At 66.4% G+C, this 23,929-nt stretch carries 20 protein-coding genes and 1 pseudogene; 11 read left to right on the top strand and 10 right to left on the bottom strand.

The window, feature by feature from the left end:
- Positions 1–228: 228 nt before the first annotated feature.
- The gene (locus AC1DRD_RS01175; RefSeq protein WP_478032717.1) at positions 229–372 is read left to right on the top strand and encodes a hypothetical protein; all 144 of its coding nucleotides are present in this window, start codon (positions 229–231) and stop codon (positions 370–372) included.
- Between the two features lie 55 nt (positions 373–427).
- Here AC1DRD_RS01175 and AC1DRD_RS01170 read toward each other — a convergent pair whose 3' ends face one another.
- Positions 428–2,107, bottom strand: coding sequence for a glycoside hydrolase family 43 protein (locus AC1DRD_RS01170; protein ID WP_478032719.1), 1,680 nt, complete (start codon positions 2,105–2,107; stop codon positions 428–430).
- Complete coding sequence (locus AC1DRD_RS01165; RefSeq protein ID WP_478039711.1) at positions 2,104–3,507, bottom strand: glycosyl hydrolase family 28 protein; 1,404 nt, start codon at positions 3,505–3,507, stop codon at positions 2,104–2,106. The genes AC1DRD_RS01170 and AC1DRD_RS01165 overlap by 4 nt, the downstream gene beginning before the upstream one ends.
- Before the next feature lie 118 nt (positions 3,508–3,625).
- Between AC1DRD_RS01165 and AC1DRD_RS01160 the strand changes: the two are divergent.
- A pseudogene (locus AC1DRD_RS01160) lies at positions 3,626–3,868 on the top strand (DDE-type integrase/transposase/recombinase); the annotation flags it as partial.
- Between the two features lie 362 nt (positions 3,869–4,230).
- Positions 4,231–5,337, top strand: coding sequence for a nucleotidyltransferase family protein (locus AC1DRD_RS01155; protein WP_478039709.1), 1,107 nt, complete (start codon positions 4,231–4,233; stop codon positions 5,335–5,337).
- On the opposite strand, the gene AC1DRD_RS01150 is transcribed toward AC1DRD_RS01155, so the two are convergent.
- The 4 genes from AC1DRD_RS01150 to AC1DRD_RS01135 are packed head-to-tail and all read right to left on the bottom strand — an operon-like array spanning position 5,311 to position 9,817.
- Positions 5,311–6,840 carry a B12-binding domain-containing radical SAM protein gene (locus AC1DRD_RS01150; protein ID WP_478039707.1) on the bottom strand — a complete coding sequence of 510 codons (1,530 nt, stop codon included), beginning with the start codon at positions 6,838–6,840 and terminating at the stop codon, positions 5,311–5,313. The two genes, AC1DRD_RS01155 and AC1DRD_RS01150, sit on opposite strands and share 27 nt — an antisense overlap.
- Positions 6,837–7,628, bottom strand: coding sequence for a class I SAM-dependent methyltransferase (locus AC1DRD_RS01145; RefSeq protein ID WP_478039705.1), 792 nt, complete (start codon positions 7,626–7,628; stop codon positions 6,837–6,839). The genes AC1DRD_RS01150 and AC1DRD_RS01145 overlap by 4 nt, the downstream gene beginning before the upstream one ends.
- Positions 7,625–8,425, bottom strand: coding sequence for a class I SAM-dependent methyltransferase (locus AC1DRD_RS01140; RefSeq protein ID WP_478039703.1), 801 nt, complete (start codon positions 8,423–8,425; stop codon positions 7,625–7,627). Before AC1DRD_RS01140 ends, AC1DRD_RS01145 begins: the two co-directional genes overlap by 4 nt.
- 3 nt (positions 8,426–8,428) lie before the next feature.
- A complete protein-coding gene (locus tag AC1DRD_RS01135; protein ID WP_478039701.1) occupies positions 8,429–9,817 on the bottom strand; it encodes a B12-binding domain-containing radical SAM protein in 1,389 nt (462 codons plus the stop codon).
- Positions 9,818–9,871: 54 nt separating this feature from the next.
- On the opposite strand from AC1DRD_RS01135, the gene AC1DRD_RS01130 reads away from it, so the two are divergent.
- From AC1DRD_RS01130 to AC1DRD_RS01115, 4 genes are all read left to right on the top strand, one after another.
- The gene (locus tag AC1DRD_RS01130; RefSeq protein WP_478039699.1) at positions 9,872–10,759 is read left to right on the top strand and encodes a hypothetical protein; all 888 of its coding nucleotides are present in this window, start codon (positions 9,872–9,874) and stop codon (positions 10,757–10,759) included.
- Positions 10,756–11,868: a glycosyltransferase family 4 protein gene (locus AC1DRD_RS01125; RefSeq protein WP_478039698.1), complete on the top strand. Its 1,113-nt coding sequence runs from the start codon at positions 10,756–10,758 to the stop codon at positions 11,866–11,868. Before AC1DRD_RS01130 ends, AC1DRD_RS01125 begins: the two co-directional genes overlap by 4 nt.
- A complete protein-coding gene (locus tag AC1DRD_RS01120; RefSeq protein ID WP_478039696.1) occupies positions 11,865–12,968 on the top strand; it encodes a glycosyltransferase in 1,104 nt (367 codons plus the stop codon). Before AC1DRD_RS01125 ends, AC1DRD_RS01120 begins: the two co-directional genes overlap by 4 nt.
- 81 nt (positions 12,969–13,049) lie before the next feature.
- Positions 13,050–13,367, top strand: coding sequence for a hypothetical protein (locus AC1DRD_RS01115; RefSeq protein ID WP_478039694.1), 318 nt, complete (start codon positions 13,050–13,052; stop codon positions 13,365–13,367).
- Between the two features lie 61 nt (positions 13,368–13,428).
- Here AC1DRD_RS01115 and AC1DRD_RS01110 read toward each other — a convergent pair whose 3' ends face one another.
- Positions 13,429–15,372 carry a polysaccharide biosynthesis protein gene (locus tag AC1DRD_RS01110; protein WP_478039692.1) on the bottom strand — a complete coding sequence of 648 codons (1,944 nt, stop codon included), beginning with the start codon at positions 15,370–15,372 and terminating at the stop codon, positions 13,429–13,431.
- Between the two features lie 180 nt (positions 15,373–15,552).
- Between AC1DRD_RS01110 and AC1DRD_RS01105 the strand changes: the two genes are divergently transcribed.
- The 4 genes from AC1DRD_RS01105 to AC1DRD_RS01090 are packed head-to-tail and all read left to right on the top strand — an operon-like array spanning position 15,553 to position 20,022.
- A complete protein-coding gene (locus tag AC1DRD_RS01105; RefSeq protein WP_478039690.1) occupies positions 15,553–16,590 on the top strand; it encodes a polysaccharide biosynthesis protein in 1,038 nt (345 codons plus the stop codon).
- Positions 16,580–17,692, top strand: coding sequence for a polysaccharide biosynthesis C-terminal domain-containing protein (locus AC1DRD_RS01100; RefSeq protein WP_478039688.1), 1,113 nt, complete (start codon positions 16,580–16,582; stop codon positions 17,690–17,692). Before AC1DRD_RS01105 ends, AC1DRD_RS01100 begins: the two co-directional genes overlap by 11 nt.
- Positions 17,689–18,810, top strand: a complete 1,122-nt coding sequence (gene wecB / locus AC1DRD_RS01095; RefSeq protein WP_478039686.1) for a non-hydrolyzing UDP-N-acetylglucosamine 2-epimerase — start codon at positions 17,689–17,691, stop codon at positions 18,808–18,810. The genes AC1DRD_RS01100 and wecB overlap by 4 nt, the downstream gene beginning before the upstream one ends.
- Before the next feature lie 9 nt (positions 18,811–18,819).
- On the top strand, positions 18,820–20,022 hold the full coding sequence (locus AC1DRD_RS01090; RefSeq protein ID WP_478039684.1) for a glycosyltransferase family 4 protein: 1,203 nt from the start codon (positions 18,820–18,822) through the stop codon (positions 20,020–20,022).
- Here the strand turns inward: AC1DRD_RS01090 and AC1DRD_RS01085 are convergent.
- From AC1DRD_RS01085 to AC1DRD_RS01075, 3 genes are read right to left on the bottom strand one after another with little or no spacing between them, the layout of a single operon-like run.
- On the bottom strand, positions 19,997–21,247 hold the full coding sequence (locus AC1DRD_RS01085) for an oligosaccharide flippase family protein (protein WP_478039682.1): 1,251 nt from the start codon (positions 21,245–21,247) through the stop codon (positions 19,997–19,999). The genes AC1DRD_RS01090 and AC1DRD_RS01085 overlap by 26 nt on opposite strands.
- Before the next feature lie 17 nt (positions 21,248–21,264).
- Complete coding sequence (locus AC1DRD_RS01080) at positions 21,265–22,692, bottom strand: hypothetical protein (protein WP_478039680.1); 1,428 nt, start codon at positions 22,690–22,692, stop codon at positions 21,265–21,267.
- Positions 22,689–23,921 (bottom strand): glycosyltransferase family 4 protein, encoded by a 1,233-nt coding sequence (locus tag AC1DRD_RS01075; protein WP_478039678.1) that lies wholly within the window; start codon positions 23,919–23,921, stop codon positions 22,689–22,691. The genes AC1DRD_RS01080 and AC1DRD_RS01075 overlap by 4 nt, the downstream gene beginning before the upstream one ends.
- Positions 23,922–23,929 lie beyond the last annotated feature (8 nt).

Genomic DNA, 23,929 nt, shown 5'->3' with positions numbered 1-23,929 from the left:
GTGCTGATATCGATATCCGTCAGGATCGCAACCGACCGCGCCTGTCGAACGGAAGGACGTGGCCCATGTGGCGCACCCCTCTCTCCGTCGGCGACGTTCTGGCGGATGACAATCCGAAGATCCATTGATATCGATAACTTATACCTGCACGATCTGCAGGGTTGGACGATGCGGCGAGTCCCGACGGTCGGCGCAACCCAACGATGAGAGAATGGAGAGGGGCACGTCTTGGCCGGCAGCATCGACCGCTCGTCCAACCCGTCGGGTTCCAACGTCATCATGTTCGTGCGCATCGCGGGGACCCGCTTGACCGGGCCTTCTCCCGACCTGCTCGCCATCGGACCGAACGTCTCGGGGATTTCCTATCGATGAGCGACAACGCCGGCCACCCTAGCGTCCGTGACAGGAGATGCCGGTCGGTCCCACCTCAGTTACCGATCCTGAACCAGTCGAAATCGGCATGGCCGGCCTTCGTCGCGACCGCTGCTGGCGTTCCATAGGGCGCCGTTGCGAAAAGCCCGATCTGCGCGCCGACCCACTTGCCCGCGGTCCCGATGAACGCACCGCCCAGATCGATGAAATGCTCTCCATCGAGACTATAGCTGAACCGCACCTTCGGCTCGACCGCCCGACGCATCGCCGGCTGATCGAATTCCGGATCCTTTGGCGGCTCCAACGCCTCCTCGACGGGCTCGACCCGCATCTTCAGCCATACCTGGCCGGTCGGCACCAAGGGTCCCCAAGCCTTCGTTTCCCCAGCCGCGCCCGACGAGGCCTCGACGACGCGGGTTCCGTCGGCGGTTCTTTCAAGACCTATGAAGGCATAGGTCTGGCCTGCGAGAGCAAGTCCGGTGCGCTCACCGACATGCTCAGCCGAGAAGACGACCTTCGCAGTCGCGGAAAACCGGACAGCGGGCAGCTTCTGCGACAGCAGGTTCCCGGCTTCATAGAGATCGGCCGGCGCCGTGACCGACTTGAGACGCAACGATCCATCGGCAATCGTCCACCAGTCGCTGGCGGGATTGCTGTTCCACTGCCATCCAAGGTGCGGCCTCGCCTCAAACTCATCGCTCGCTTGCGGCGTGCGGATCGGCTGAAGTGGGACGCGCGGCTTTGCGTGCGTCGTCACGGGTTCGCCCCGACCGTCGCCATCGGGATCGGCTCCGATCACCGGCCAGCCGTCGCGCCACGCCATCGGCTCCAGGTGGACCACCCGCCCATAGCCGTCGCGATCCTGGAAATGGATGAACCAGTCCTCGCCCTGTGACGTAGTCACCCATGCGCCCTGGTGAGGACCGTTAACGTCGGTCGTTCCCTGATCCATGACGTTGCGCGCTTCGTAGGGACCCTCGATGTTCCTGGATCGGAAGACTCCCTGCCACCCCTGCTTCACCCCGCCGGCAGGCGCGAAAACGTAGAACCACCCACCGCGCGCGTAGAGCTTGGGGCCCTCGATCACGCTCCAACGGCGAGCGCCATCACGGGTCTCGACGGGAGCGAGGTCCTTGCCATCGATGATGACTCGCCCCTCCCCGACCACATGGCTGCCGTCGGCACTTAGCCGGTTGAGCGTGATGACGTTGTTGAAACCCGCGCGGCTTCCGGCCCACGCGTTCACCAGCCAGCCGCGTCCCCGATCGTCCCAGAACGGTGCGGGATCGATCGCCCCCTTGGCATCCCACACCAGCGTTGGTGAAGACCAGGGCCCGCGCGGATCCTTGGCCGTGACGCGGAAGATGCCGTGATCGGGATCAGGATAGTAGATCACGAACAGGCCGTCGCGATGGCGGATCGTGGGGGCCCAGACGCCACCGCCCCTGCGCGGCGTCGAGAATTGGGCGGCCGGTTCGAGATTGTCGAGGGCGTGGCCAACGATCGTCCAGTTTACGAGATCGCGCGAATGCAGAATGGGCAGCCCGGGAACGTTCGTGAACGAGGACGAGACCAGGTAGAAGTCCTGTCCCACCCGCACGACGTCGGGATCCGAATAGTCGCCGGCGAGGATCGGGTTACGATAGGTGCCGTCACCGAGGTCCGGCTGCCACGGCGCCGCGCCGGCCGGCGCGGATACAGCGAGCACCGCTGCCAGGGCGCGCGCGAGCGTCACCGCGACCGCACGTTCGTCGCAAATGGCCCGACCTTCACGGCCTCGGGATCCCGTAGATCTATCCGGCGGCCCGCGATCGTTACGTTGTCGAGCAGCACATCGTCGACGCCGCGCTTGGCATCGTAGCCGCCGATCACCGATGCACTCGGCATGCCGATGCCGGGGTAGGAGACGTTGCGCAGGACGACGTGCTGTATGCCGCGGCCCGGGCTGGTGTTGTACTTGCCGTTGAAGCCGACGCGGAAGTTGAAGAGCTTGCCTTCCTCGATCCGGTCGACCCGGATGTTGCTGAACGTCACGTCGCGGACCAGGTTGGCGTCGCCGGCTAGGATCGCCATCACGCCTTCGAACTCGGGATCGTCCTCGTCGAGGTCGACCACGTCGATATTGTCGAATGTCACCCGTTCGATCGTCTCGGGATCGATCGAGTTGCCATGAATGCCGATGAACATGGCGTGCGCGATGTCGGCCCAGAGCGTCGAGTTGGTGACGCGGATGTCACGCGAGTCGCCGTAGATTTCTCCACGATGCGCATAAACCGTCACGCAGTCGTCGGACGTGCGCAGAAACAGGCGGTCGAGCGTGACCCGCTCCGAACTGTAGATGTTGATGCCGTCGGTCCACTGGCCACCGGCGATGCCCTTCACGTCGGCGATGCGGACGTCCTTCGACATGACCGACCGACCGACCCCAGCGTCGGCCTGAGTCACGATCGGCCCTTCGACGGTCACGTTCTGCGACTTCTCGATCAGGAACTGTGCACCCTTGCCGCCGGTCGGCGGAAGGATAAGGCCATGCCCGAGGATCTTCACGTCGTGCGCGTCGCCCACGTGGAAGGTGCCGAGCATGACCGCACCACCGTCCATGTACACCGTCTCGCCGGAACGCACCTCGAACGTCCCGCCGCCGCCTTCGGGAACATGGAGGCCGGGGCCGAAGCGCCTGACCGAGGGCCCTTCCGGCACCGGCACGGGAGCGCCGGCGAAGACGTGGAGGTTGTGCAGGTGGTCGTCATCGAAGAAGACGGCGAAATTCTGGGGATGGTCCAGCGTAAGGTAGACCTTGCCATCACGGACTACCGGCTTCGGGGCGCCTGCACGCGGGCCGATCGCCACCTTCGAGAACGTCCCGTTGTTCTTCTGTATGCGCACCTCCACCGCTCCGGTGAAGTCGAAGTAGACCATCGAAGCGTCCTGACGCTGATCGAGATCGACCATGACCTTCCATTCGTAGAGGTCCTTCCACTCGCCGCCGGGCGTGCGGGCCTGTACCGTGAAGTCGTCGTTGTGGTCCGCGTATAGAAGGGCTGGTGGGACCTGATAGGTGAAGAGGTCGCCCGCGGACGCAGCCGTGGCATGTCCGAGTACGAGCATCGCCAATCCAAGAAAGCTGTGCCGCATTTGGCCTCCCCGTTTATCTTTTGAATCCCGCTCTGATATCGATACCTGAGCAGAATCACAAGGCGATTGGATTGCAAAGGACTACCAGCGGGCGCCCGTGATGCCGGCGAAGTGAGCCCGAGACAACGAGGCGGCGCTGCGCGTCATGAAGAAGGGGCTGAAGCGCCATGGCTCTCCGGATGCTATCACCCCCGACGGTCTACGATCCTACCGGGCCGCACTGAACGAGCTCGGGAACACCGAGAAGCAAGAGGTCGGATGTTGGACCAACAACAGGGTGGAAAACTGCCACCTCTGGTTCCAACGGCGCGAACGAGCGATGCTCAGATTTCAACGGATGAAGTCGCTGCAGAAGTTCGCCCTTGAGCAGATCATCATCCCGCTCCGGCAGTTCGACGCGGTGGTCGTCAGCCAGCAGGTGCGGGCGATCACTTTTCCGCCTCTATGAGCGGACGTGCACACAATCCCATGCAAGTCGCGGCCCCGCGTTGAACTAAGTGTCCGATTACAACCACCAACGAGCGGATGGCCGCAGATAGAGAGATTATCGCCGGCCCAATGCCGGAGACGGAACCGTGCTATGGAGCCGCCGACGGTGGTTTGTCCCGCGCCATGCCCATCATCACGACGGAGGAGATCGGATCGCGGCTGCGGCGCGCGGGTGCGCGCGGCAATCCGATATGGCTGTGGCCCGAGGTGGATCGAGCGCGGCGCCAAGCGGCAATGGAACAGCTCGCAACCGTGACGCATCAAGTCCTGGCTGGGGATGCGGCCGAACTGACCAGCGACGCCGCAGCAATCGGGCTTGCCGGCTATGTGTCGGGCATGGGGCCATTACTCGGCTGGTGGGTCGACCGCGGGCTGATTTCCGCTCCAGATGCGATTGCCGCGACTCTACGCGAGCATCTGCGCCACAATCGCGACCGCGCGGGGCGGTTGCGCCGGGCCTGTACCGCGATCACCGCCGCACTCGATTCGGCCGGAATCAAATCAATAGTGCTCAAGGGACTCCATACCGAAAGCGCGTATTTTCCCGCTCCGGGAACCCGCCCCGCATCGGATATCGATCTCCTGGTCGAGCGCGGCAAACGAGCCGCGGCCGAGCGGGTCCTATCGTCCCGCGGTCTTGTGCCGGCATCGCGCGGCACGTTCGAAAGCAGCTGGCGCGAGAGAGCTGCCGCGACTCAGCCAGCGTCACTCTATCTGGTCCATCGCGACGATCCCTGGACCGTCGACCTCCACCACTCGCTCGACATCGCTCCAGCGCCTGGCGCTCCGATCGCACGGCTAGATCTCGGTCAGCCGATGCAGAGCGGGCGCCGCTGGGCCGGCAGGGAAGCTGGCTACACGCTCGACCAGCCGCTGCTCGCCTTGCACCTCGCGGTCCATGCCGGGCACGGGCTGCACAATCTGACCTTGCTGCGGTTGGTCGAACTGGTGCTGGTCATTCGCAATGATACGGCGTCGGGTCGCCTGTCGTGGCCCGACTTCGCAGCGCTCGCTACCGCCGCCGACGCCTTCGGCTACGCTTATCCCGCGTTGGCCTTTGCTGAACAGCTGGCCCCCGGGACGATACCTCGCCATATCCTGTCGGAAAGTGCGCGTGCGGCGTCGCGCCGCGCGGTGGGGATCGTCCGGCGCCTTACCCCGGCGACTGCCCAACGCATCGGGCGGCCGTCCCTGGCCATGCATTTCATGTGGACGCGCGGGATGGAGGGCTGGGCTCGGCAGATCGCCGCCGATCTCGTCCCGCACGCATCGCTCCGACGCAGCCTTGAAATCTATCGCGCGCGCGCCTGGCAGTTACTCGGCAGCTTCGGTCGCGACTGACTCCGCGGAGGGCCGCAAATGCCCGTAGAGCTGATCGTCGTCCGGCACGATCCGCGCGAGTTTACGGATGCGGCGCAGGAAATGCGGCTCGGCATAATCCTCGCGCGCCCAACGCCGCCGCGCCGCGATCTGCCCCAGCGCCTTGCCCCAGCCGCGCGTGCGGCGATCGTGGACCGAGGGGAAGCGGCTCTTGAGCACCAGTTCGAAATCGTCGACCCGCGTCTTCAGCCGTTGCTCGAGCCACGGCGTGTGCGGGTTTTCGTGCGTCATCCATGTCACCCATTCGGGCTCGATCCATTCCTCGAGCGCCTCGGGCGTGCCCGCCAGCGGATCGATATCGCCATAAATGTCGCGGCGCTGCGGCGTCGGCGTGTAGAAATAGCTGATCAACTCCATCGCCGGGTTGATGACCTTCAGCTTGCGGATGAAGGTCAGCGTATTCTCGATCTCGCGCTCGGGCTCGTCGGGATCGCCGAACACGAACGAGAATTCGGGGATGATGCCATGTTCGCGACACTTGGCGGCGGTCTGCACGATCTGATCGGTGGTCGTGCCCTTGTTCATCTTCTTGAGGATTTCGTCCGACCCGGATTCGGCGCCGCAGAACACCATCGTCAATCCGGCTGCCTTCAGCTTGCGCCAGGTGTCGTCGGAAAAGCGCGTCAACGTGTCGACCCGCGCTTCGCACCACCAGCGCAGCCCGAGCGGCGCGAAGGCGTCCGCGATCTCGCGCGCGTGCGGTTCGTTGAGGAAGAAATTGTTGTCGTAGAAATGGACCGAATCCATCCCGTAGTCGCGCGACAGGAAACGGAGGTGCTCGGCCGTGCGGGCGGGTGACTGGACCTTCTCGCGCCGCCCGAACACCGAGATCACGCCGCAGAAATTGCACCCGAACGGGCAGCCGATCGACGCCTGATAGACTCCCGATTTGCGGCCGAGAAAGGTCGGGTGGAGATACTGGGCGACGTCGATCTTGTGATAGGGCGGCTCGGGCAGATCGTCGGGACCGAGCCAGATCCGCTCGGGCGCCTTGAAATGGGTCCCGTCGGGCTCGCGGAAAGCGATACCGGCGATCGTGCGCGGATCGCGCTTGCCCTCGATCGCGTCGAGCAATTCGGCGAAAGCGTTCTCCCCCTGCCCGCGGATCGCCCAATCGACATAAGGCGCGTTGAGCACCGGCTCGGGATAGAGGCTGCCGAAATTGCCGCCCCAGATGATGGGGATGGCGGGGAAGCGTTGCTTGAGCGCGCGCGACAGCGGCACCGCGCTGACCAATTGCGGGCCCGGCATCACCGTCAGCGCGATCGCGGTGACCGGATCATTGCCCCCAGCGCGCGTCTCGACCCAGTCGCAGATCGCCGCAAACAGGTCGATATGCGGCAGATTGCCGTCGACGATCTCCCAACTGCGATGTGCCGGCAGTCCCGCACCGACCGCCATCACCGATAGTGGGAAACGGCGGTTGCCTGGGCGCGTGGCGCGTGGATTGACCAAGAGGATCATGGCCGTTCGGCGACCCAGAGGTCGAACCGCGATGGCACGCGTGCCCGCCGCAACGCAGCCTTGATTGGGCGCAGTTCATAGCTGATTGGATACAATATCCAATGTCGCCGCCAATCGAGCTCAGGCGCCGCGGCCAACCGATCGCGGGTGAGGAATTCGATGAATGGCAGCCCAAGCAGGCTATCGGCGCGCGCGCCGAAATGCTGCGCCGCCTGCGCGCGTTTCTCGGCGACCATCGCCAGCCCGTCGCGCTCGCGGGTGTAGAAGGGAGAATCGAGGATGATGATCCGGCCGCCCGGCCGCGTCACGCGCACCGCCTCCGTCAGCGTCGCCGACAGGTCGGTCGCATAGTGTAACGCGGCGTTGAACACCGTCAGATCGGCGCTCGCCGCATCGAGCGGGATGGCGTCGAACGAGGCGGTGATGCGGTCGATCCCGCCTGGTGCCCGCGCGACGAAAGGTGACCCGGCCCCCAACCCATCAACCGCGTCGTCGCGGATGTCGATCGCGATGGCATGATGCCCTTCGAGCGCGACACGATAGCTCAGCCAGCAATTGCCCGCGCCGAGATCGAGCATGGTGAGCGCGCCTCGCGTCGCTGCAAGCGGTCGGACGATCCGCGCCATCAACGCCTCGAAACTGCGCGCGCGCACTGCCCATTGCGCGGCGAACGGGCCGTCCTTCAGATAGGGCAGGCTGAGCAGCGCATCCCCGGCATAGCCCCTGCCCTCGGCGGCGCGATGCTCGGCATAATCGGCCGCGAATTGGGCGAGCGCCGCCTCGGTCATGCGGCCGCCTCGGTCCGCACGAAGCGATAGAGGATATGGTCGCCAAACATCGCCAGCGGCTTTCCCAGCGCGTCGTCGAGCGCGTCGAGCCCGGCAAGCAGATGCGGGTGGCGCGAGATCCACGGCTCGGCCGCGCTCGGCGGGACGAACAGGCCGATGCCCTGGCGCCCGGCGAGCTCGAACCAGGGCGACAGCGCAGCGGCAAGATCGCGACGGCGATGATAGACCACGGTGAAATCGTGCCCGTTGAGGCGTGCCGGCACTGGCCCGCGCGCGCGACGGCGGAACATGTTGCGCGGGCGCCCGCGCAATGCCTCGACCAGCATCTCGCCCGGGCAGCACGTCCCGAACACCACCAGCAACGCCGAAGCCCCCGGGCGCAGCAAGCGCGCCAGCCCTTGTCCGACCGGCGCGAGATCGGCGACGCAATTGAGACCGGCAAAGGTCGACCAGGCGCCGTCGAACATTCCATGGATCGCGGAGAGATCCTCCGCCGGCGCAACCTCGGCGGCGAGCATCGGGCGCCCGGCGAACTTGGCCGCAGCGACTCCCACCATCGCCGGCGACGGATCGGTCATCAACACCCGGTACCCGCGCCCCGCCATCCACAGAGCATCGTCGCCCGTGCCGCCGCCAAGCTCGATCAGCCGCGACCGGGGCGCGAAGGTCGCTGCGAGCGTCTCGCGCACCGCTCGGCGCTGCGCCGCGACGCTGAGCCAGGGCGTGAAGCGCGCGTCGAACCCCTCGGCGATCGAATCGAACGCCAGAGCGGCCGACGACAGGTCGCGCACGGACATGCGTCAGGACCCGACGGCGAGGCGGAACGGGCTCGGCGACCGATGATCATGCGTCAGTTCCTCTAGCCGTGCCCAGGCCGCATCGTCGCGTGCCCTCTGTTCGACCTCATGGTGCAGGAGGTCACGGATCTTGCGGTAGAAGGTGGTGTCGTAGGTGCCCTGGAACAGCATCGCCAGGTCGCCGGTATCCTTCCAGTTACGCTGCCGGCCAAGTTGCGCGCGGACCTGCTCGTAGAAATCGGTGCCGGGCAAAGGATAGGAAACCGACACCCCGATCTCGTCGGGCGCCTCGTCGCGGATCAGGTCGCGGGTGGCGATCAGGTCGTCCCACCCTTCCGACGGATAGCCGAGCTGGATGAACCAGCAGGCCTTGATGCCGTGCGCCTGGAGTGTCCGCGTCGCACTGCGCGCGGCCTCGACATTGCTACCCTTGTCCATCGCGTCGAGAATCTTCTGTGACCCCGATTCCACGCCCAGCCACACCTCTCGCGCGCCCGCTTCGGCCAACGCCGCCACGCTGTGTTCGGTCATCAGGTTGACGCGCGATTGCATGGTGAAGGGGATCGCCGCGTCGGCGCGGCGAACCTCGTCGGCGAACGCGCAGGTCCAGTCGATATCGAGGCCCAATATGTCGTCGGTGAACCACAAATGATCCGGCGCGACGTCCCGCTTCAGCCGCGCCATCTCACGCACCACGTCTTCAGGCGATCGCACCGTGTAGCGGCGGCCGAAGGTTGGTTTCGCGCACCAATTGCAGGCATAGGGACAGCCACGCGACGTCGCGATGTTCCACGAAAACTCACCATGCGCGCCAGTCCAGGCGGCGCGATAGGCGGCGATATCGAGCAGATCCCAGGCCGGGTGCGGCAAGGTATCGAGATCCTGTTGCGCACGCCGCGGCCGGGTCGCGCCGAGGTCGGGCAGGATCAACCCGGCAATATCGCCAATCTCACCGATGCCGCGTTCCCAATGGTCGACCAGTTCGAGCACCGCGCTCTCGCCCTCGCCCAGCACTACGGCGTCGGCACCCGCGCCCAGATACATGGCGGGATTGTCGCTGACGTCGGGCCCGTTGGCAGCGACGCGGCAGCCCCGCGCGGCGGCCGCGCGGATCATCGCCAACGCGGTATCGCGGCGCACCGTGGTGCACATCTTGGTCAGGAAATTGAAATTGTCCTCCATGACGACGACCGCCTTGGGGCGGACCGCGTCGAGCATCGCCTCGAAGCGCTCGATGCCGGGTTCGAAGGTCGCGTCGAACAAGGCGACCGCATGCCCCTCGCGCCGCACCAGGGCGGCGGCGATCAACGTCGAGAGCGGAGAATAAGGCCGCATTCTCGATTGTTGCTTGGCGTCATGAACCATGAAGTTCGAATGGGAGAACAAAATCACGCGGCGTGCGCCTTTCGGACGCCGCCGACGGGCTCGCGAGCAGGGGACGGATTGGTGCAAGACGAGGCCGGATACTGCCACCTGACGCTGTTTGGCATTGCGACCCTGATCATCGCCGACGATCCCCGTTTGCTCGCGACCGCTCGGGCGGCCCTTGTCGACTGGCTCATCGAAGTGCCGATGCCCGAACCGGAAATCACTCTCCGGCTCGCGCGCGACGACGGGCCTGCCGATTGGGTAAGTCCGGCGATCCGCGTCGAAGGTTCACGCCTGACGATCGAAGGCGAAGGAATCCGCGGAGAGGCAGATGCGACGACCGGTGCGGCGCGATGTCGGGTGCCGGCGCGGTTGATCGATGCGCCGAGTATGTTGGCCGATCAGATCCTCGACCCGCTGCTGCTGTTCCTGGCGACGCGGCGCGGGCGGACGCCGGTTCATGCGTCGGGCGTGATGATCGGCGATACGGTGAAGGTGCTCGCGGGCGCGAGCGGGTCGGGCAAGAGCACGCTCGCGCTCGCCGCGATGGCGCGCGGCCTGGCGGTGCTGTCGGACGACACGTTGTATGTCGAGCACGGCGCGCGCCTGCGCGTCTGGGGAGTGCCGCGACCGATCCACGTCTTTCCGCGTGACGCGCCGCCCGGGGATCACGAAACCCGCTTGCGCGGTGGCAAGGTGAAGCATGCTGTCCAGCTCCCGGCGGGCCCGCGATATGCCGATCACTCGACGCTGGTCGTGCTCGCGCGCGGCGACACGCCGGCACTCGAGGCGATCGCGCCCGAGGAAGCGACGCGGCATTTGGCTGAGCTCGAACCCGGCTTCGATTTGTTGCGCGAGGAATCCGCCGCGACCGTCGCGGCGCTGGCGGCGGATGGCGCGTGGCGGCTCCAACTGACCGACGATCCCGACGCCGCAATCGCGCTGCTGCAGGAAGCGTTCGGGTGATCCGCGTCACCCAGATCGGCATCGTTCGCCCGCGCGAGAAGATCGACCCCGATCGCCTGCTCGCCGACTGGCCGACGCTCGCCGACATCGCCACCGCGACGCAGCGTGCCGGCGCCGAGGTGACCGTTGTCCAGTCGTTCCATCGCGATGCCGAGATCGTTCGCGACGGGGTGCGCTATCGCTTCGTCGCCGAACCCGCGCTGCCCGGCCGCGCGACCGGGCTAATGCCGGGACGGCTGGCGCGCGCGGTTCGGGCGACCGCGCCGGACGTGCTGCACGTGAACGGGCTCGATTTCCCTCGCTACATGCGTGCGCTGCGCCGGCTCGGCGTACCGATCCTGGTGCAGGACCATGCCAGCCGCGCGGGCGCCGGCGGGAGCAAGCGGCGCCGCGCGCTGGAGCATGTCGCGGGCATCGCTTTCACCGCCGCCGAGCAAGCGCAGCCGTTCGTCGATGCCGGCGAGTTGTCGCCGCGCGTCCCCGTCTTCGCCGTGCCCGAAAGCTCGACACGGTTTTCGCCCGCCAGCCAGGCAACCGCGCGCGCACGGATCGGGGTGGAGGGCGATCCGGCGGTTCTGTGGGTGGGTCGGCTCGACGACAACAAGGATCCGCTGACGGTCCTGGCGGCGATCGAGATCGCGGCGCGCGACCTTCCCCGCATCCAACTATGGTGCTGCTTCCACGAACAGCCGTTGCTGGCCGAGGTCGAGGCGCGAATCGCCGCGTCGCCAGCATTGGCCGGGCGCGTCCACCTGCTTGGTTGCGTGCCGCATGCGCGGATCGAGACATTGCTCAACGCCAGCGATTTCTTCCTGCTCGGCAGCCATTGCGAAGGATCGGGCTATGCCTTGATCGAAGCGCTGGCGTGCGGCGTCACGCCGATCGTCAGCGACATCGCGCCGTTCCGCGCTATCACCGGACCGGTCGGCGCTTTGGTCTCGGTCGGCGATGCGGCGGAATTCGCGCGCGCGCTGGTCGCCCTGGCGCGACAGGATCGCGTAGCGTTGCGACGCCGCGCGATCGAGCATTTCGAGGCGCATTTGTCGTTCGACCGGATCGGCGCACAGCTCTGCGCGATCTATGCCGACCTGATCGAGCGCGGGCGATGAAGATCGCGATCGTCGTTCCCGGCGGCGTCGACCGGTCGGGCACGCACCGGGTCATTCCCGCCCTGCTATGGCTAATCGAACGCCTGGCGGTGGAGGACGAGGTCCATGTCTTCGCCCTCCAGCAGGAGAAGCTCCCCGCGCGATGGCCGCTGCTCGGTGCCCAGGTCCATAATGCCGGCGCGCGGCCGCGCCGCCTGCGGACGCTCGGCCAGATGCTGGGCGAACATCGCCGCGGTCGGTTCGACGTCGTCCATGCTTTCTGGGCGGGCGGCCCCGGCGTCGCCGCTGCCCTGTTCTCCCGGCTCACCGGCGTACCGGCGTTGCTGACGCTCCCGGGAGGCGACCTCAGCGCGATGCCCGACATCGGCTATGGCGCGCGGCTGACGCGGCGCGGGCGCTTCTGGGTCGACCTGGCGGTTCGACAGGCAACGCGCGTGATCGTGCCGAGCGAGTGGATGCGCGACCAGGCTGCCGCCTTGGGTATCGATGCGACCTGCATCCGCTACGGCGTCGCCCTCGACCATTGGCCAGTGCGCGCGCCCACACCGCGCGACCCGGCAGCTCCGCTGCGGCTGGTTCAGGTGGCCAATCTCAATCGGGTTAAGGACCAGGAGACGTTGCTGGGCGCATTGCACGTGCTGGCGACACGCGGCGTAGCGTTTGAACTCGACCTGATCGGGCTCGATACGCTGGGTGGCGCGGTGCAGCGGCGCTGCCGCGATCTCGGCCTGACCGATCGCGTGCGCTTCCACGGTTTCGTCGAACACGCTGCGGTGCGCCCGTTCATCGAGCGCGCCGACCTGATGGTGGTGAGCTCGCGGCACGAAGGCGTCCCGATCGCCGCGCTCGAGGCCGCGGTCGCCGGCGTTCCAACGGTCGGCACGGCAGTCGGTCAAATCGCCGATTGGGCGCCGGATGCGGCGATCGCTGTCCCGATCGGCGACGCCGAGGCGCTAGCCGATGCGATCGAGCGACTGGCGGGCGACGAGGACGAACGCCTGCGGCTCGCCGCCAACGCCCAGGCTTTCGCGATCGAGCATGATGCCGACGCCTTCGTCGCCGAGATGCGCAGCCTTTATAGCGCGTTTGCGCGGGAATAGCCCCAGGCTAGGCTCATCAAATGCAGCCAGTCTGGAAGCGACCCAATTTGCGGACGTGCCAAGAACCTATAAGATACAGGAATGTATGATCGGACATTTGGCTGGCGGGACGAACTCAAAGCTATCGTCATCTTCAGCCTTCTTGCCCTCGGTCTTGCTGGGGCATTTGTCTGGAGAAGGTCGGCACCGCAGACCTACGAAACAGCGAAAGTAGTCCGGTTCGGGACTTATGCCGATAATCTGGGGAATCATCCGACCCTGGTCGTGGCTACTAGCGACGGAGCCGAGCGCCAGATTGAGACGACGCCAGAGCTGTTGAGGGACTGCAAGGCCGGCAGCAACATCAAGTTGATCGTGTCGCCGCATCACTCCGAAGTCGCGCCAGCGGGCTGCCAATAGCCGGTTCTCACGACGACCGCTTTCCACCCATTTTCAGACGCCCTCGTTTTTGGCTCACGACCTAAGCGACGGTGGCGACCGGCATCGCCGGTGGCGTCCCGGCTTCGCGATAGACCCAATCGGCCACCCCGCCCTCGCAACGGAATTCGGGAACGAGCTCGGTCAGCGCCGCGATCAACTGCCCGCGGCTGGCGGCATCGAGTACGTTTTCGAGCCGATCGAGCCGGGCATGGAGCGCGTCGATCGGCAGGAAATCTTCATCGGCCTTGAGGATGCGCGGGTGCTCGGTCGGTGCGGGATCGTTGCCGATCAGCAATTCCTCGTAGAGCTTTTCGCCTGGCCGCAGCCCGATCTCGGCAATGTCGATGTCGCCGCCCGGATTGTCGATGTTGCGCACCGCCAGCCCAGCCAGTTCGATCATGTTGCGCGCCAGGTCGAGAATCCGGACCGGCTGTCCCATGTCGAGCACGAAGACGTCGCCGCCGCGCGCCATCGCGCCGGCCTGGAGCACCAGTTCGGCGGCCTCCGGCACCGTCATGAAATAGCGCGTCATGCGGCGGTCGGTCAGCGTCACCGGGCCGCCCGCCGCGATCTGCTGGCGGAACAATGGCACGACCGATCCGCTGCTCCCCAGCACATTGCCGAACCGCACCATCGAGAAATTGGTCCCCGGCGACACCTGATTGAGCGCCTGGAGCACGAGCTCGGCGGCGCGCTTAGTCGCCCCCATCACGTTGGTCGGCCGCACGGCCTTGTCGGTGCTGATCAGCACGAAATCGCGAATGCGCCAGCGCGCCGCCGCGCGCGCCAGCGTCCAGGTACCGAACACGTTGGTCCTGATGCCCTCCGCCGGATTGTGCTCGACGATCGGCACGTGCTTGTAGGCGGCGGCGTGATAGAGCGTGTCGGGCCGCCAAGCGCCGATGATTTCGTCCATCCGCGCGCCGTCGCACACCGACCCGAGCAAAGGGACGACCTTGAGCGATGGATAGCGCGCGGCGAGCTCGCGGTGGATCTCGTACAGTCCGAACTCGCTGATCTCGACCAGCAGCAGCGCCGCGAGGTCGCGCCTGGCGAGTTGGCGGCACAATTCGCTGCCGATCGATCCACCCGCCCCGGTGACCATCACGACCTTGCCGTGAATGTGACCGTGCATCAGCGCGACGTCCGGTTCGACCGAGGCGCGGCCGAGCAGATCCTCGATCTCGACGTCGCGCAACTGTGTGACTTCGACCCGACCGTGCGCGATGTCCATCAACCCGGGTAGCGTCCGGATCCGGGCGTTGGCGCTGAGCGCGTCGGCGATGATCTGATTGCGCCGCGCGCGTGAGGCGGACGGCACCGCGAGCAGGATTTCGTCGGCGCCGAGCCGCTCGACCACCTCGGCGATCCGCGCCGGATGATGGATCCGGCGCCCGTCGAGTACGCTGCCGATCAAGGCGGGGCTGTCGTCGAAATAGCCGACCACCGCCATCTCACTGCTTTGCGCGATCGCGGCCGAGAGCTGGCGCCCGGCCGACCCCGCGCCATAGATTAGCACGCGTCGGTGCGGCGCGCGGCCGGCACCCGCCACGTCGAACAGCCAATAGCGCGCGAGCACGCGCGATCCGGCGATGCCCACGAACAGCAGGATCGGCTGTATCAGCACGATCGTGCGCGGGATGCCGAACACGCTGATCACGGTGAACACGGTCGCGAACGGCAAGGTATAGATCGCACAGGCGCGGGCGATGTTGACGATCGCGCGGATGCCCGCCTGGCTGAAGATCTCGCGATACAGGCCCAATGCCCAGAACAGCGGAAGAGCGATCGCGATCGACACCGCGACCAGCAAGCCGAACGGCGTGTCGCGTTCGGGCCAGAAACCCAGCCGTAGGATAACCGCGGCATAGCAAGTGATCGCGCACAGGCAGCCGTCGACCAGCATCGCGATCCAGCGCTTGGTCGGACGCGGCCGCGACACGGCAAAATGGCGCAGCGCCATGAGCGGCCGCGGCAGAGTCACGACAGACTCCGTTGCGGCAACCGGGGAAGTGCGATCGTGTCCAAACGCCCTGTCACATCGGCTTAGTGGCCATGTGCGCGCCGCCAAGTTCAACCGGGGTGAACGCTTCGCCGCGCGCCGGGCACCAAGGATGGAGGGATCGACCAACCGGGACAGACGGAAAGGACGCCGGCGCTCGGCATGGGGGATTTCACGGACAGGACATTGATGATCACCGGCGGGACCGGGTCGTTCGGCACGACCATCCTGCACCATCTGCTGGCGCAGCCGATCGCCGAAATCCGCATCGTCAGCCGCGACGAGAAGAAGCAGGAAGACCAGCGCCTGCGGTTCAACGACGCGCGGATCAAATACCATATCGCTGACGTCCGCGACGCGCGCGCGATGGAAATGATCAGCCGCGGCGTCGACTTCATCTATCACGCCGCCGCCTTGAAACAGGTGCCGTCATGCGAATTCCATCCGCTGGAAGCGGTGGCGACGAACATCACCGGCACCGCCAATGTGCTCGACGCGGCGATCAGGAACGGCGTGAAGCGCGTCGTCTGCCTGTCGACCGACAAGGCAGTCTATCCGGTCAATGCGATGGGCATGTCCAAGGCGCTGATGGAAAAGGTCGCGATCGCGCGCGGACGGATGGCGGAAGGCAGCGGCACAGCGATCTCCGCGACGCGCTATGGCAATGTGCTCGCCTCGCGTGGCTCGGTCGTGCCCTTGTTCATGCGCCAGGTGCTGCGCGGCCAGCCGATCACCATCACCGACCCCGAGATGACGCGCTTCGTCATGACGCTCGACGAAGCGGTCGACCTGTGCCTCTACGCTTTTGATCATGGCAGCAACGGCGATCTGTTCGTTCAGAAGGCGCCCGCCATCTCGATCGAGAAGCTCGCGCACGCCGTGCTCGCGGTAATGGACCGGCCCGACCATCCGATCCGGGTGATCGGCACGCGCCACGGCGAGAAGCAGCACGAAACCTTGTTGAGCCGCGAGGAAATGGCGGTGGCCGAGGATCGCGGCGCCTATTTTCGCGTCGCGCCCGACAATCGCGATCTCAATTACGACGCCTATTTCAGCGACGGGCGGGAGCAGGTGTCGCGCGCCGACGACTTCAATTCGCACAATACGCGCCAGCTAGAGGTCGCGGAACTGGCGGACATCCTCGGCCGGCTACCTTATGTTCGCGGCGTGCTGGCGGGAGAAACAGTCGATGAAAGCTGAGCGGCCGACGGTCGCGATCACCGGGGCGAACGGCTTCATCGGGCGTAACCTCGCGGTGCGGCTGGACGAGCTCGATTACCCGGTCCTGCCGATCACCCGCGACACCCAAACCGACGATGCGTATCGGGCGCTGGGCGCGAGCGACGTGGTCTTCCACCTTGCCGGCGTCAACCGGCCCGACGATCCCGGCGACTTCCTGCGCGGCAATCGCGATTATACCGCTTCGGTGGCCGATGCGATCGCGGCCGGCGGCCGGCATCCGCTGGTGATCATGGCCTCGTCGCAAAAGGCGACCGAGGACACGCCCTACGGCGCCAGCAAGCTGGCAGGCGAACAGGTCGCGCTGGGCCTGGGTGATGCGGCGGAGGTGTCGGTCTGGCGGCTGCCCAATGTCTTCGGCAAATGGGCACGGCCCAATTACAATTCGGTGGTCGCGACCTTCTGCCACAATATCGCGCGCGGGCTGCCGATCGATATCCACGACCGCGCCACGCCGTTGCGGCTACTGCATGTCGACGATCTGATCGACCAGTGGCTCGCGTTGATCGCCACGCCGCCGACAGCCAGAGGGGTGGTCGCCCCGGAAATGGTCTATTCGAGCAGTGTCGGAGAGATCGCCGACCTTATCGCCGGTTTCGCTGCGCGCCGGTCGAGCGGCGAAATCGGCGACGTCGGCACCGGCTTGTCGCGCACGCTCTACGCGACCTTCATTTCCTATTTGCCCGAAGCCGCGTTCAGCTACCGCCTTGTCGCGCACCGCGATCCGCGCGGCAGCTTCACCGAGATGCTCAAGACGCCTACCGCCGGGCAGACATCCTATTTCACCGCGCATCCCGGCGTGACGCGCGGCGGGCATTACCATCACACCAAGGTCGAGAAATTCCTCGTTGTCCACGGCGAGGCGCGGTTCCGATTTCGCCATATCCTGAGCGGTGACGAACATGAGATCGTCACCTCGGCAGCCGAGCCGGTGGTGGTCGAAACGATCCCCGGCTGGACCCATGACGTCACCAATATCGGCGATGGCGAGCTGGTGGCGATCGTCTGGGCCAACGAGGTGTTCGACCGCGACCGCCCCGATACCGTGGCGCTGCCGCTATGACCAAGAAGCTGAAAGTGATGACGATCCTGGGCACCCGCCCCGAGATCATCCGCCTGTCGCGCGTCATCGCCGCGCTCGATCGCCATACCGATCATCTGCTCGTCCATACCGGGCAGAATTACGACCATGAGCTCAACCAGGTCTTCTTCGACGACCTGGCCTTGCGCGCCCCCGACCATTTCCTCGACGCCGCGGGCAGCACCCCAGTCGAGACGATGGGCCAGGTGATCATCGCCGCCGACAAGGTGCTCGCCGCCGAGGCGCCCGAGGCGCTGCTGGTACTGGGCGACACCAACAGCTGCCTGGCGGTGATCGCCGCCAAGCGCCGCCGCATTCCCGTGTTTCACATGGAGGCAGGCAATCGCTGCTTCGACCAGCGCGTGCCCGAGGAGATCAACCGCCGGATCGTCGACCACACCGCCGACATCAACCTGCCCTATTCGACCATCGCGCGCGACTATCTGCTCGCCGAGGGATTTCCCGCCGACCGCGTGATCAAGACCGGCAGCCCGATGTTCGAGGTGCTGAACCATTACCGCCCGGGCATCGACGCGTCGGACGTCCACCGCCGGCTGGGCGTCGAGCGCGGGCGCTACGTCGTGGTGAGTTGCCACCGCGAGGAGAATGTCGATGCCGACGATCGCCTCCGCCAGCTCGCGGAGACGCTTGGCGCAGTCGCCGGGCTTCACGACGAGCCGATCCTGTTCAGCGCGCATCCGCGGACGCGCAAGCGGATCGAGGCGCTCGGGATCGCCTTCGACTCCCGCGTGCAAGTGATGAAGCCGCTCGGTTTCCTCGATTATAACGCGCTCCAGCTTCATGCCCGCGCGGTGCTGTCGGACAGCGGCACGATCAGCGAGGAGTCCGCCATCCTGGGCTTTCCCGCGCTCAACATCCGCGACGCGCACGAGCGGCCCGAGGCGATGGAGGAAGCGGTCGTGATGCTGACCGGCCTCGGCCGCGAACGCGTGCTGCAGGGCCTGGCGATGCTGGCGGCGCGCACCGACCGACCGCGCCTGCCGGCGGACTATGCCATACCCGACGTGGCGGAAAAGGTCGTGCGGCTGATCCTGAGCTACACCGATTACGTCCGCCGCACGGTGTGGAAGGAATATTGAGCCCCGGCCATGCGCTTGCTGATGGTCGCGATGCAATTCCCGGTCGAGCCGGGGCAATCGTACCTCACGACCGAGCTGGCCGATGCGCTGGTCGCAGCGGGCCACGAGGTCGAGGTGCTCCATCTCGACTGGAGCGCGGCGCCCGGCGGCCCGACCCGGACCTTCTTCACCGATAGCGGCGTCCGCGTGGTCCGCTGCGCGCCACGGGCGCTGGGCGGCCCCGGTCTGCTGCGCCATGCCAGCAAGTTCGTGCTGAGCGGCCGCCACGCCGCCCGCGTCACCTGGCGTCATTTCGATCTGGAGAGTTTCGACGCGCTGATCGCCTGGATGCCGGCGATGGCGATCGCGCCGTTGCTGCCGCTGATCCGTCGTGCGCGCGTCAGGCATCGCCTGTTGTTCATCTGGGACTTCTTCCCCGACCATCATCGCGAGATCGGGCGGATGCCGGGCGGCCTGCCCTTTCGTATCGCGCGGTGGTGGGAACAGTGGGAGATGAACCGGTTCACCGCGATCGTCTGCACGTTGCCGGGAAACGAAGCCTATCTGCGCGCGCATTACCGCGTACGGCCCGATCAGCGTGTGCTGGTGACGCCCGTCTGGGCCGATACCAGGCCGCTGCCTCCGGTCGATAGCGCTGCGATTCGGCGACAGTACGACCTGCAGAGCGATGCCCCGATCGCGGTGTTCGGCGGACAATTGGTCGAGGGCCGCGGGTTCGATCAGATGCTGGGCGCGGCAGAGGCCGGGCACGCCGCGGGATCGCCGCTTCGCTATCTGTTCGTCGGCGACGGTCGGCTGGCGCCGATGATCCGCGATCGGGCGGCCAGGGCCACGAATGTCCTGTATCGTCCGCCGGTGCCGCGCGCCGACTATCTGAAGCTGCTCGGCGCCTGCGATGTCGGGATGGTCGCGACGGTGCCCGGCGTGACCTCGTTCAGCATCCCGTCCAAGACGATCGACTATCTTCGGGCGGGCCTGCCGGTGGTTGCCGCGGTCGAACATGGCAGCGACTTTCCCGCTATCCTGGAAGGATATCGCGTTGGGCGGACCGTCTCGTTCAATGACCCCGGCGGATTCCATCGCACGGCCGAATTGCTGGCGACCGACCCGACAATCCGCGACGAGGTTCGAACCAACGCACCGCGCTGCCTCGACGAGGTGTTCGATGTCCGCCACGCGGTGGCGACTATCGAAGCGGCGACGCGGCCCTGATCGCGTTTCCAGCGCCGCCAGGACGGCGTCGCATCAGGAACAACAGCACCGCAATGCCCGCCGACAGCGCATAAGCGCTCGCATAGCCGATCTGCGGTGCGCGCGGATCGCCCATACCGATCAGCGTCAGGGTGATCGCCGCCATCATCGCCAGCGTCGCGATCTCGATCGCTGCGTAGCGCCCCGGCCGCCCTCGCGCGAACGCCGAGAACATCGCCAGCGACACCAGCACGCGCATCGTGTCGCCGATCATATAGGTGCGGATCACCGGGATCGCGGGCAGATAGGTATCCGCCAGAAACAGATGGACAAGCAGTGGCGCGCCGAGCGTGAAGACGAGCAATGCGCCCGCCATCACTGCCGTTCCCGCCGCGGCGCATTGCACGACCAACCGCCGCCGCTGGGCATCCTCGGTCAAGGTCGCGACGTGCGGCACGAAGAATTGCACCATGAACAGCCCGAGGAACTGCGTCGACAGGTCCGAAATGCGATTGGCCGCCATCCAATAGCCGAGCGTCGTCACGCCGAAATGATCGCGATAGATCGAGCGCAGGCCGAACAGCATGATCGCCGAAAATCCCGTCGTCGCGGCAATCGACGCCGAATAGCCGAGCAGCCGCCGCACCTCGGTCCTGACCACGCCGGCAGGCGCCAGCGCCAGATGGAGCGGTCGCGCGAAGACGAACGCGAGCGCCATGGTCAGCAGCGGACCGGCGGCGAACGCCAGCGCGGCGAACTCGGCTTGATGCCGCGATATCAGCCACGCCGCCGTCACCGTCGCGGCCAGCAGCCCGGCAGCCTGCGCCGCGAGACTGAAGCTGGCGCGGCCGCGCCCCGACAGGATGCTGCACCAGATCTGCCCGGGGCCCGCCGCCAGCCCGAGCGCGGCCTGGCTTGCGATCAGCGGCCAGCGATGCGGGGCGTCGATCAGCAAATCGGCGATCGCCGGTGCGCCGATCAGCACGCCCAGCCCGATCACCGGTGCCGCGATCGCCCAGATCGCCAGCGCCGCGCCGTGTACCGCGCCAAGTGCCGCGTGATCTTCCGCCGCCGCAGCCTCGCGGATCACGCCATTCTGCGTGCCGCCGACCGCGATCAGGTTGAGCAAGGCGGCGAACGCCATCAATTGCGCGAACACGGTGAAGCCGTGCACCGGCAGATGCGTCGCCGAGAGCTTCAGCAGGACGAGCGCCGACGCGATGCGCACGCCGAAGAAGATCGGCACCGAGGCCAGGCGACGAACTATGACGGCGCACCCATTGCCGCCGGCAAGGTCGCCGGGAGCGCTGCGGGCAGTGCCGCGGAAAGGGCCTGGCGCGACCGATGCCACAGCCAGATCGCGATCCACGCCCCGAACGTCGTATAGCCGTCATAGCTCGCCAGCACCTGGTTGTTGGCGGGCAGGTAGAAGATCATCGTCGTCGTCAGCGCAAACAGCACCGCGGCGGGGTCGTTCATCCCTGCCGCCGCTTCGCGCCACCAGCGCCCCCAGAAGAAGCCGATCAGTGCGAGGACGGGGATGGCGCCGACAAAGCCGACATCGTTCGCGATCCAGGTGATCAGCGTCGACCAATAATTCTCTTCGGGCCAATGATCGGCGCCGTTGCGCCAGGTATAGGTGTTGAGATGCGGCCCGCGATCGTCGGTCGCGGCTTCATAGACTGACAGCGCGGCGGGCGAATGCCCGACGCCCCAGGCCGGCTCGAACGGTTTCTCCATCGCGAGGTCGAGTCCGTAATAGCCCGAACAGGTCGACAGGATGAAGATCGTCAGCCCGAAGCGCTGGCGGAGCGGCAGCCAGCTGATCGCCGGATTGTCGAGATCGGCACAGATCCGGCTGTCGTTGATGCAGACCGCGGTGCGGCTGACATAGCTGCCCAGCCGCCCTTCCTTGCGATCGGTGAACAGCCCTTGCGCGACATAGAGGAAGACGAGCCCGATCAGCACCGGTTTCCAGTAGCGGCGCACCAATTCGCCCGCCGATTCCCCCATCGCACGGGCGCGGCCGAACGACACGAGAGCCGCGGCCGCACCGATCACGAACAGATCGGCGATCTCCTTGTCGGTGCCGCGCAGGATCGAGAAGATGACTGACGTCGCGACCGCGACACCCAACGAGGCGCGGCCGATCCAGCCGATCCGCTGCCAGTGGATGATGCCGAGCGGCAGGATCGCATAGACGAACGGTGCGGTGAACGCGCGCACCATGACGATCATGTTGCGTTGACCACCGGTTGCGAGGAGCTGTTGCTGGAACCGGCGATAGGCCGCGCCCTGATCGGCCAATGCATCGAGCACTTCCCACGGTGCCTTGCCGGTATAAGCGAAGCTCGATGGGATCAGCAGCAGCACCGCGACGAGCGCGGCCAGCGGCAAGAAGAACGCCAGTCCGGGCAACGGCGCCGTCACGCGCGTCGGCCCCGCCGACCCGGTGAACGTCGCGACCCACAGCACGGTGAGGCACAAGGCGACATAGAAGAACAGTCGCACCCAGTCGGCGGTATAATAGATCGGCCAGTTCACCGGCCAGGCGAGGAACAGCAGGAACGTACCGACGACATAGCCGAACACCAGCATCAGCGGCACGCGCGTGATTCCCGCCGGGCTGACCACCGGCACGACGCGGGTGGCGCCCGCGCCGGGCAACGGCAAGGCGCTCGTCAGGCTCAAATCGTCCGGGCCGGTGAATTGGTCATCGCTGTCGGGTTAGTGCCCGCAATCACGCCGAGGGTTCGCGTCATCCCGCGATCGAACGCTAGATTCTCGGCATAAAAGCGTCGGCCCGCCGCCCCCATCGCGTCACGCCGGTCGCGCGGCAGTCCTGCGATCTCGACCAGGATGCGGGCCAGCGCCGCGGCATCCCCTGGCGGCGCGACCAACGCCGCGCCCGATCGCCGTAACAGGTCGGCGGCTTCGCCCGCCACCCCAGCGACGATCGGCCGGCCCATCGCGAGATAGAATTGCGTCTTGGACGGGATGGTGATCGCGAACAGCGGATCGTCGCGCAAGTGAAGCAACAACGCGTCCGCAGCAGCGAAGACGGCGATGATCCGCTCTGGCGGCACGCGTCCGGCGAACCGCACCGCGGCGTTGCCCGCGGCGCGATCGCGCAGTGCGGCGGCATCGACCCCGTCGCCGTAAAGCACCAGCTCGATTTCGGGCCGGTAGCGAGCTGCGATCGCAACCGCGTCGATCGCCGTCTCGAGTGCCTGGGCGCGGCCGAGATTGCCGCCATAGACAATCGTGAAGCGGCCGGGATCCGTTGTCTCCGCGACACCTCGTTCGGCGAATTCGGCGTCGGCCCAGTTGCGGATCACGGTCAGCTTGGCGTCGGGAACGCCGCGCTCGACCAGGGTACGCTGCATCCCTTCGGACTGGACGACGATCGCCCGCGCACGGGCATAAACGAAGCGGCACAGCGCGCCGATCGGCCCTACCATCCGCGCGGCGCCCGCCATGCCGGTCGCCGCCAGCGTGTCTGGCCACAGATCCTGGATATCGAGCACGAAGGGCAACCTGCGCAATCCGCCGCCGATTGCCGCCGCCAGCCCGACCGTGATCGGCGGATGATAGACATAGGCCATGTCGTACCGCCCGCCGCGGATCAGGCAGTAGAGCATCGCCGAGACGAAAAACGATAGAAAGTTAAGCGACCGCCGCAGCGACGACGCGTCGTGGCTGGGATAAAGCGGCAGGCGGACGACGCGCACGCCCTCGATCGTTTCGTACTGGACCAGCCGGAGCCGATAGCCGGGATAGATCTTCCCGGTCGGATAATTGGGAAAGCCGGTAACGACCGTCACCTGATGCCCCGCCGCCTCGAGCGCGCGGACGAAGTGAATCCCCTTGATGATATTGGGCTCGGGTTCGAACCATTGCGTCAGATAGAGAATCCGCATTCCGCCCC

It is taken from the genome of Sphingomonas sp. P4_G2 (assembly GCF_056401155.1).
Note: the sequence above shows the minus strand (reverse complement) of the source record. Positions and strands in the feature narration are given on the sequence as shown.

Bases quoted from the DNA above. Each gene is read 5' to 3' on its own strand.
- AC1DRD_RS01155 (WP_478039709.1), top strand. From the start codon at position 4,231: ATGGAACAGCTCGCAACCGTGACGCATCAAGTCCTGGCTGGGGATGCG.
- AC1DRD_RS01120 (WP_478039696.1), top strand. From the start codon at position 11,865: ATGAAGATCGCGATCGTCGTTCCCGGCGGCGTCGACCGGTCGGGCACG.
- AC1DRD_RS01140 (WP_478039703.1), bottom strand. From the start codon at position 8,425: ATGTCCGTGCGCGACCTGTCGTCGGCCGCTCTGGCGTTCGATTCGATC.
- AC1DRD_RS01150 (WP_478039707.1), bottom strand. From the start codon at position 6,840: ATGATCCTCTTGGTCAATCCACGCGCCACGCGCCCAGGCAACCGCCGT.
- AC1DRD_RS01100 (WP_478039688.1), top strand. From the start codon at position 16,580: ATGAAAGCTGAGCGGCCGACGGTCGCGATCACCGGGGCGAACGGCTTC.
- AC1DRD_RS01145 (WP_478039705.1), bottom strand. From the start codon at position 7,628: ATGACCGAGGCGGCGCTCGCCCAATTCGCGGCCGATTATGCCGAGCAT.
- AC1DRD_RS01115 (WP_478039694.1), top strand. From the start codon at position 13,050: ATGTATGATCGGACATTTGGCTGGCGGGACGAACTCAAAGCTATCGTC.
- AC1DRD_RS01090 (WP_478039684.1), top strand. From the start codon at position 18,820: ATGCGCTTGCTGATGGTCGCGATGCAATTCCCGGTCGAGCCGGGGCAA.
- AC1DRD_RS01105 (WP_478039690.1), top strand. From the start codon at position 15,553: ATGGGGGATTTCACGGACAGGACATTGATGATCACCGGCGGGACCGGG.
- AC1DRD_RS01075 (WP_478039678.1), bottom strand. From the start codon at position 23,921: ATGCGGATTCTCTATCTGACGCAATGGTTCGAACCCGAGCCCAATATC.
- AC1DRD_RS01165 (WP_478039711.1), bottom strand. From the start codon at position 3,507: ATGCGGCACAGCTTTCTTGGATTGGCGATGCTCGTACTCGGACATGCC.
- wecB (WP_478039686.1), top strand. From the start codon at position 17,689: ATGACCAAGAAGCTGAAAGTGATGACGATCCTGGGCACCCGCCCCGAG.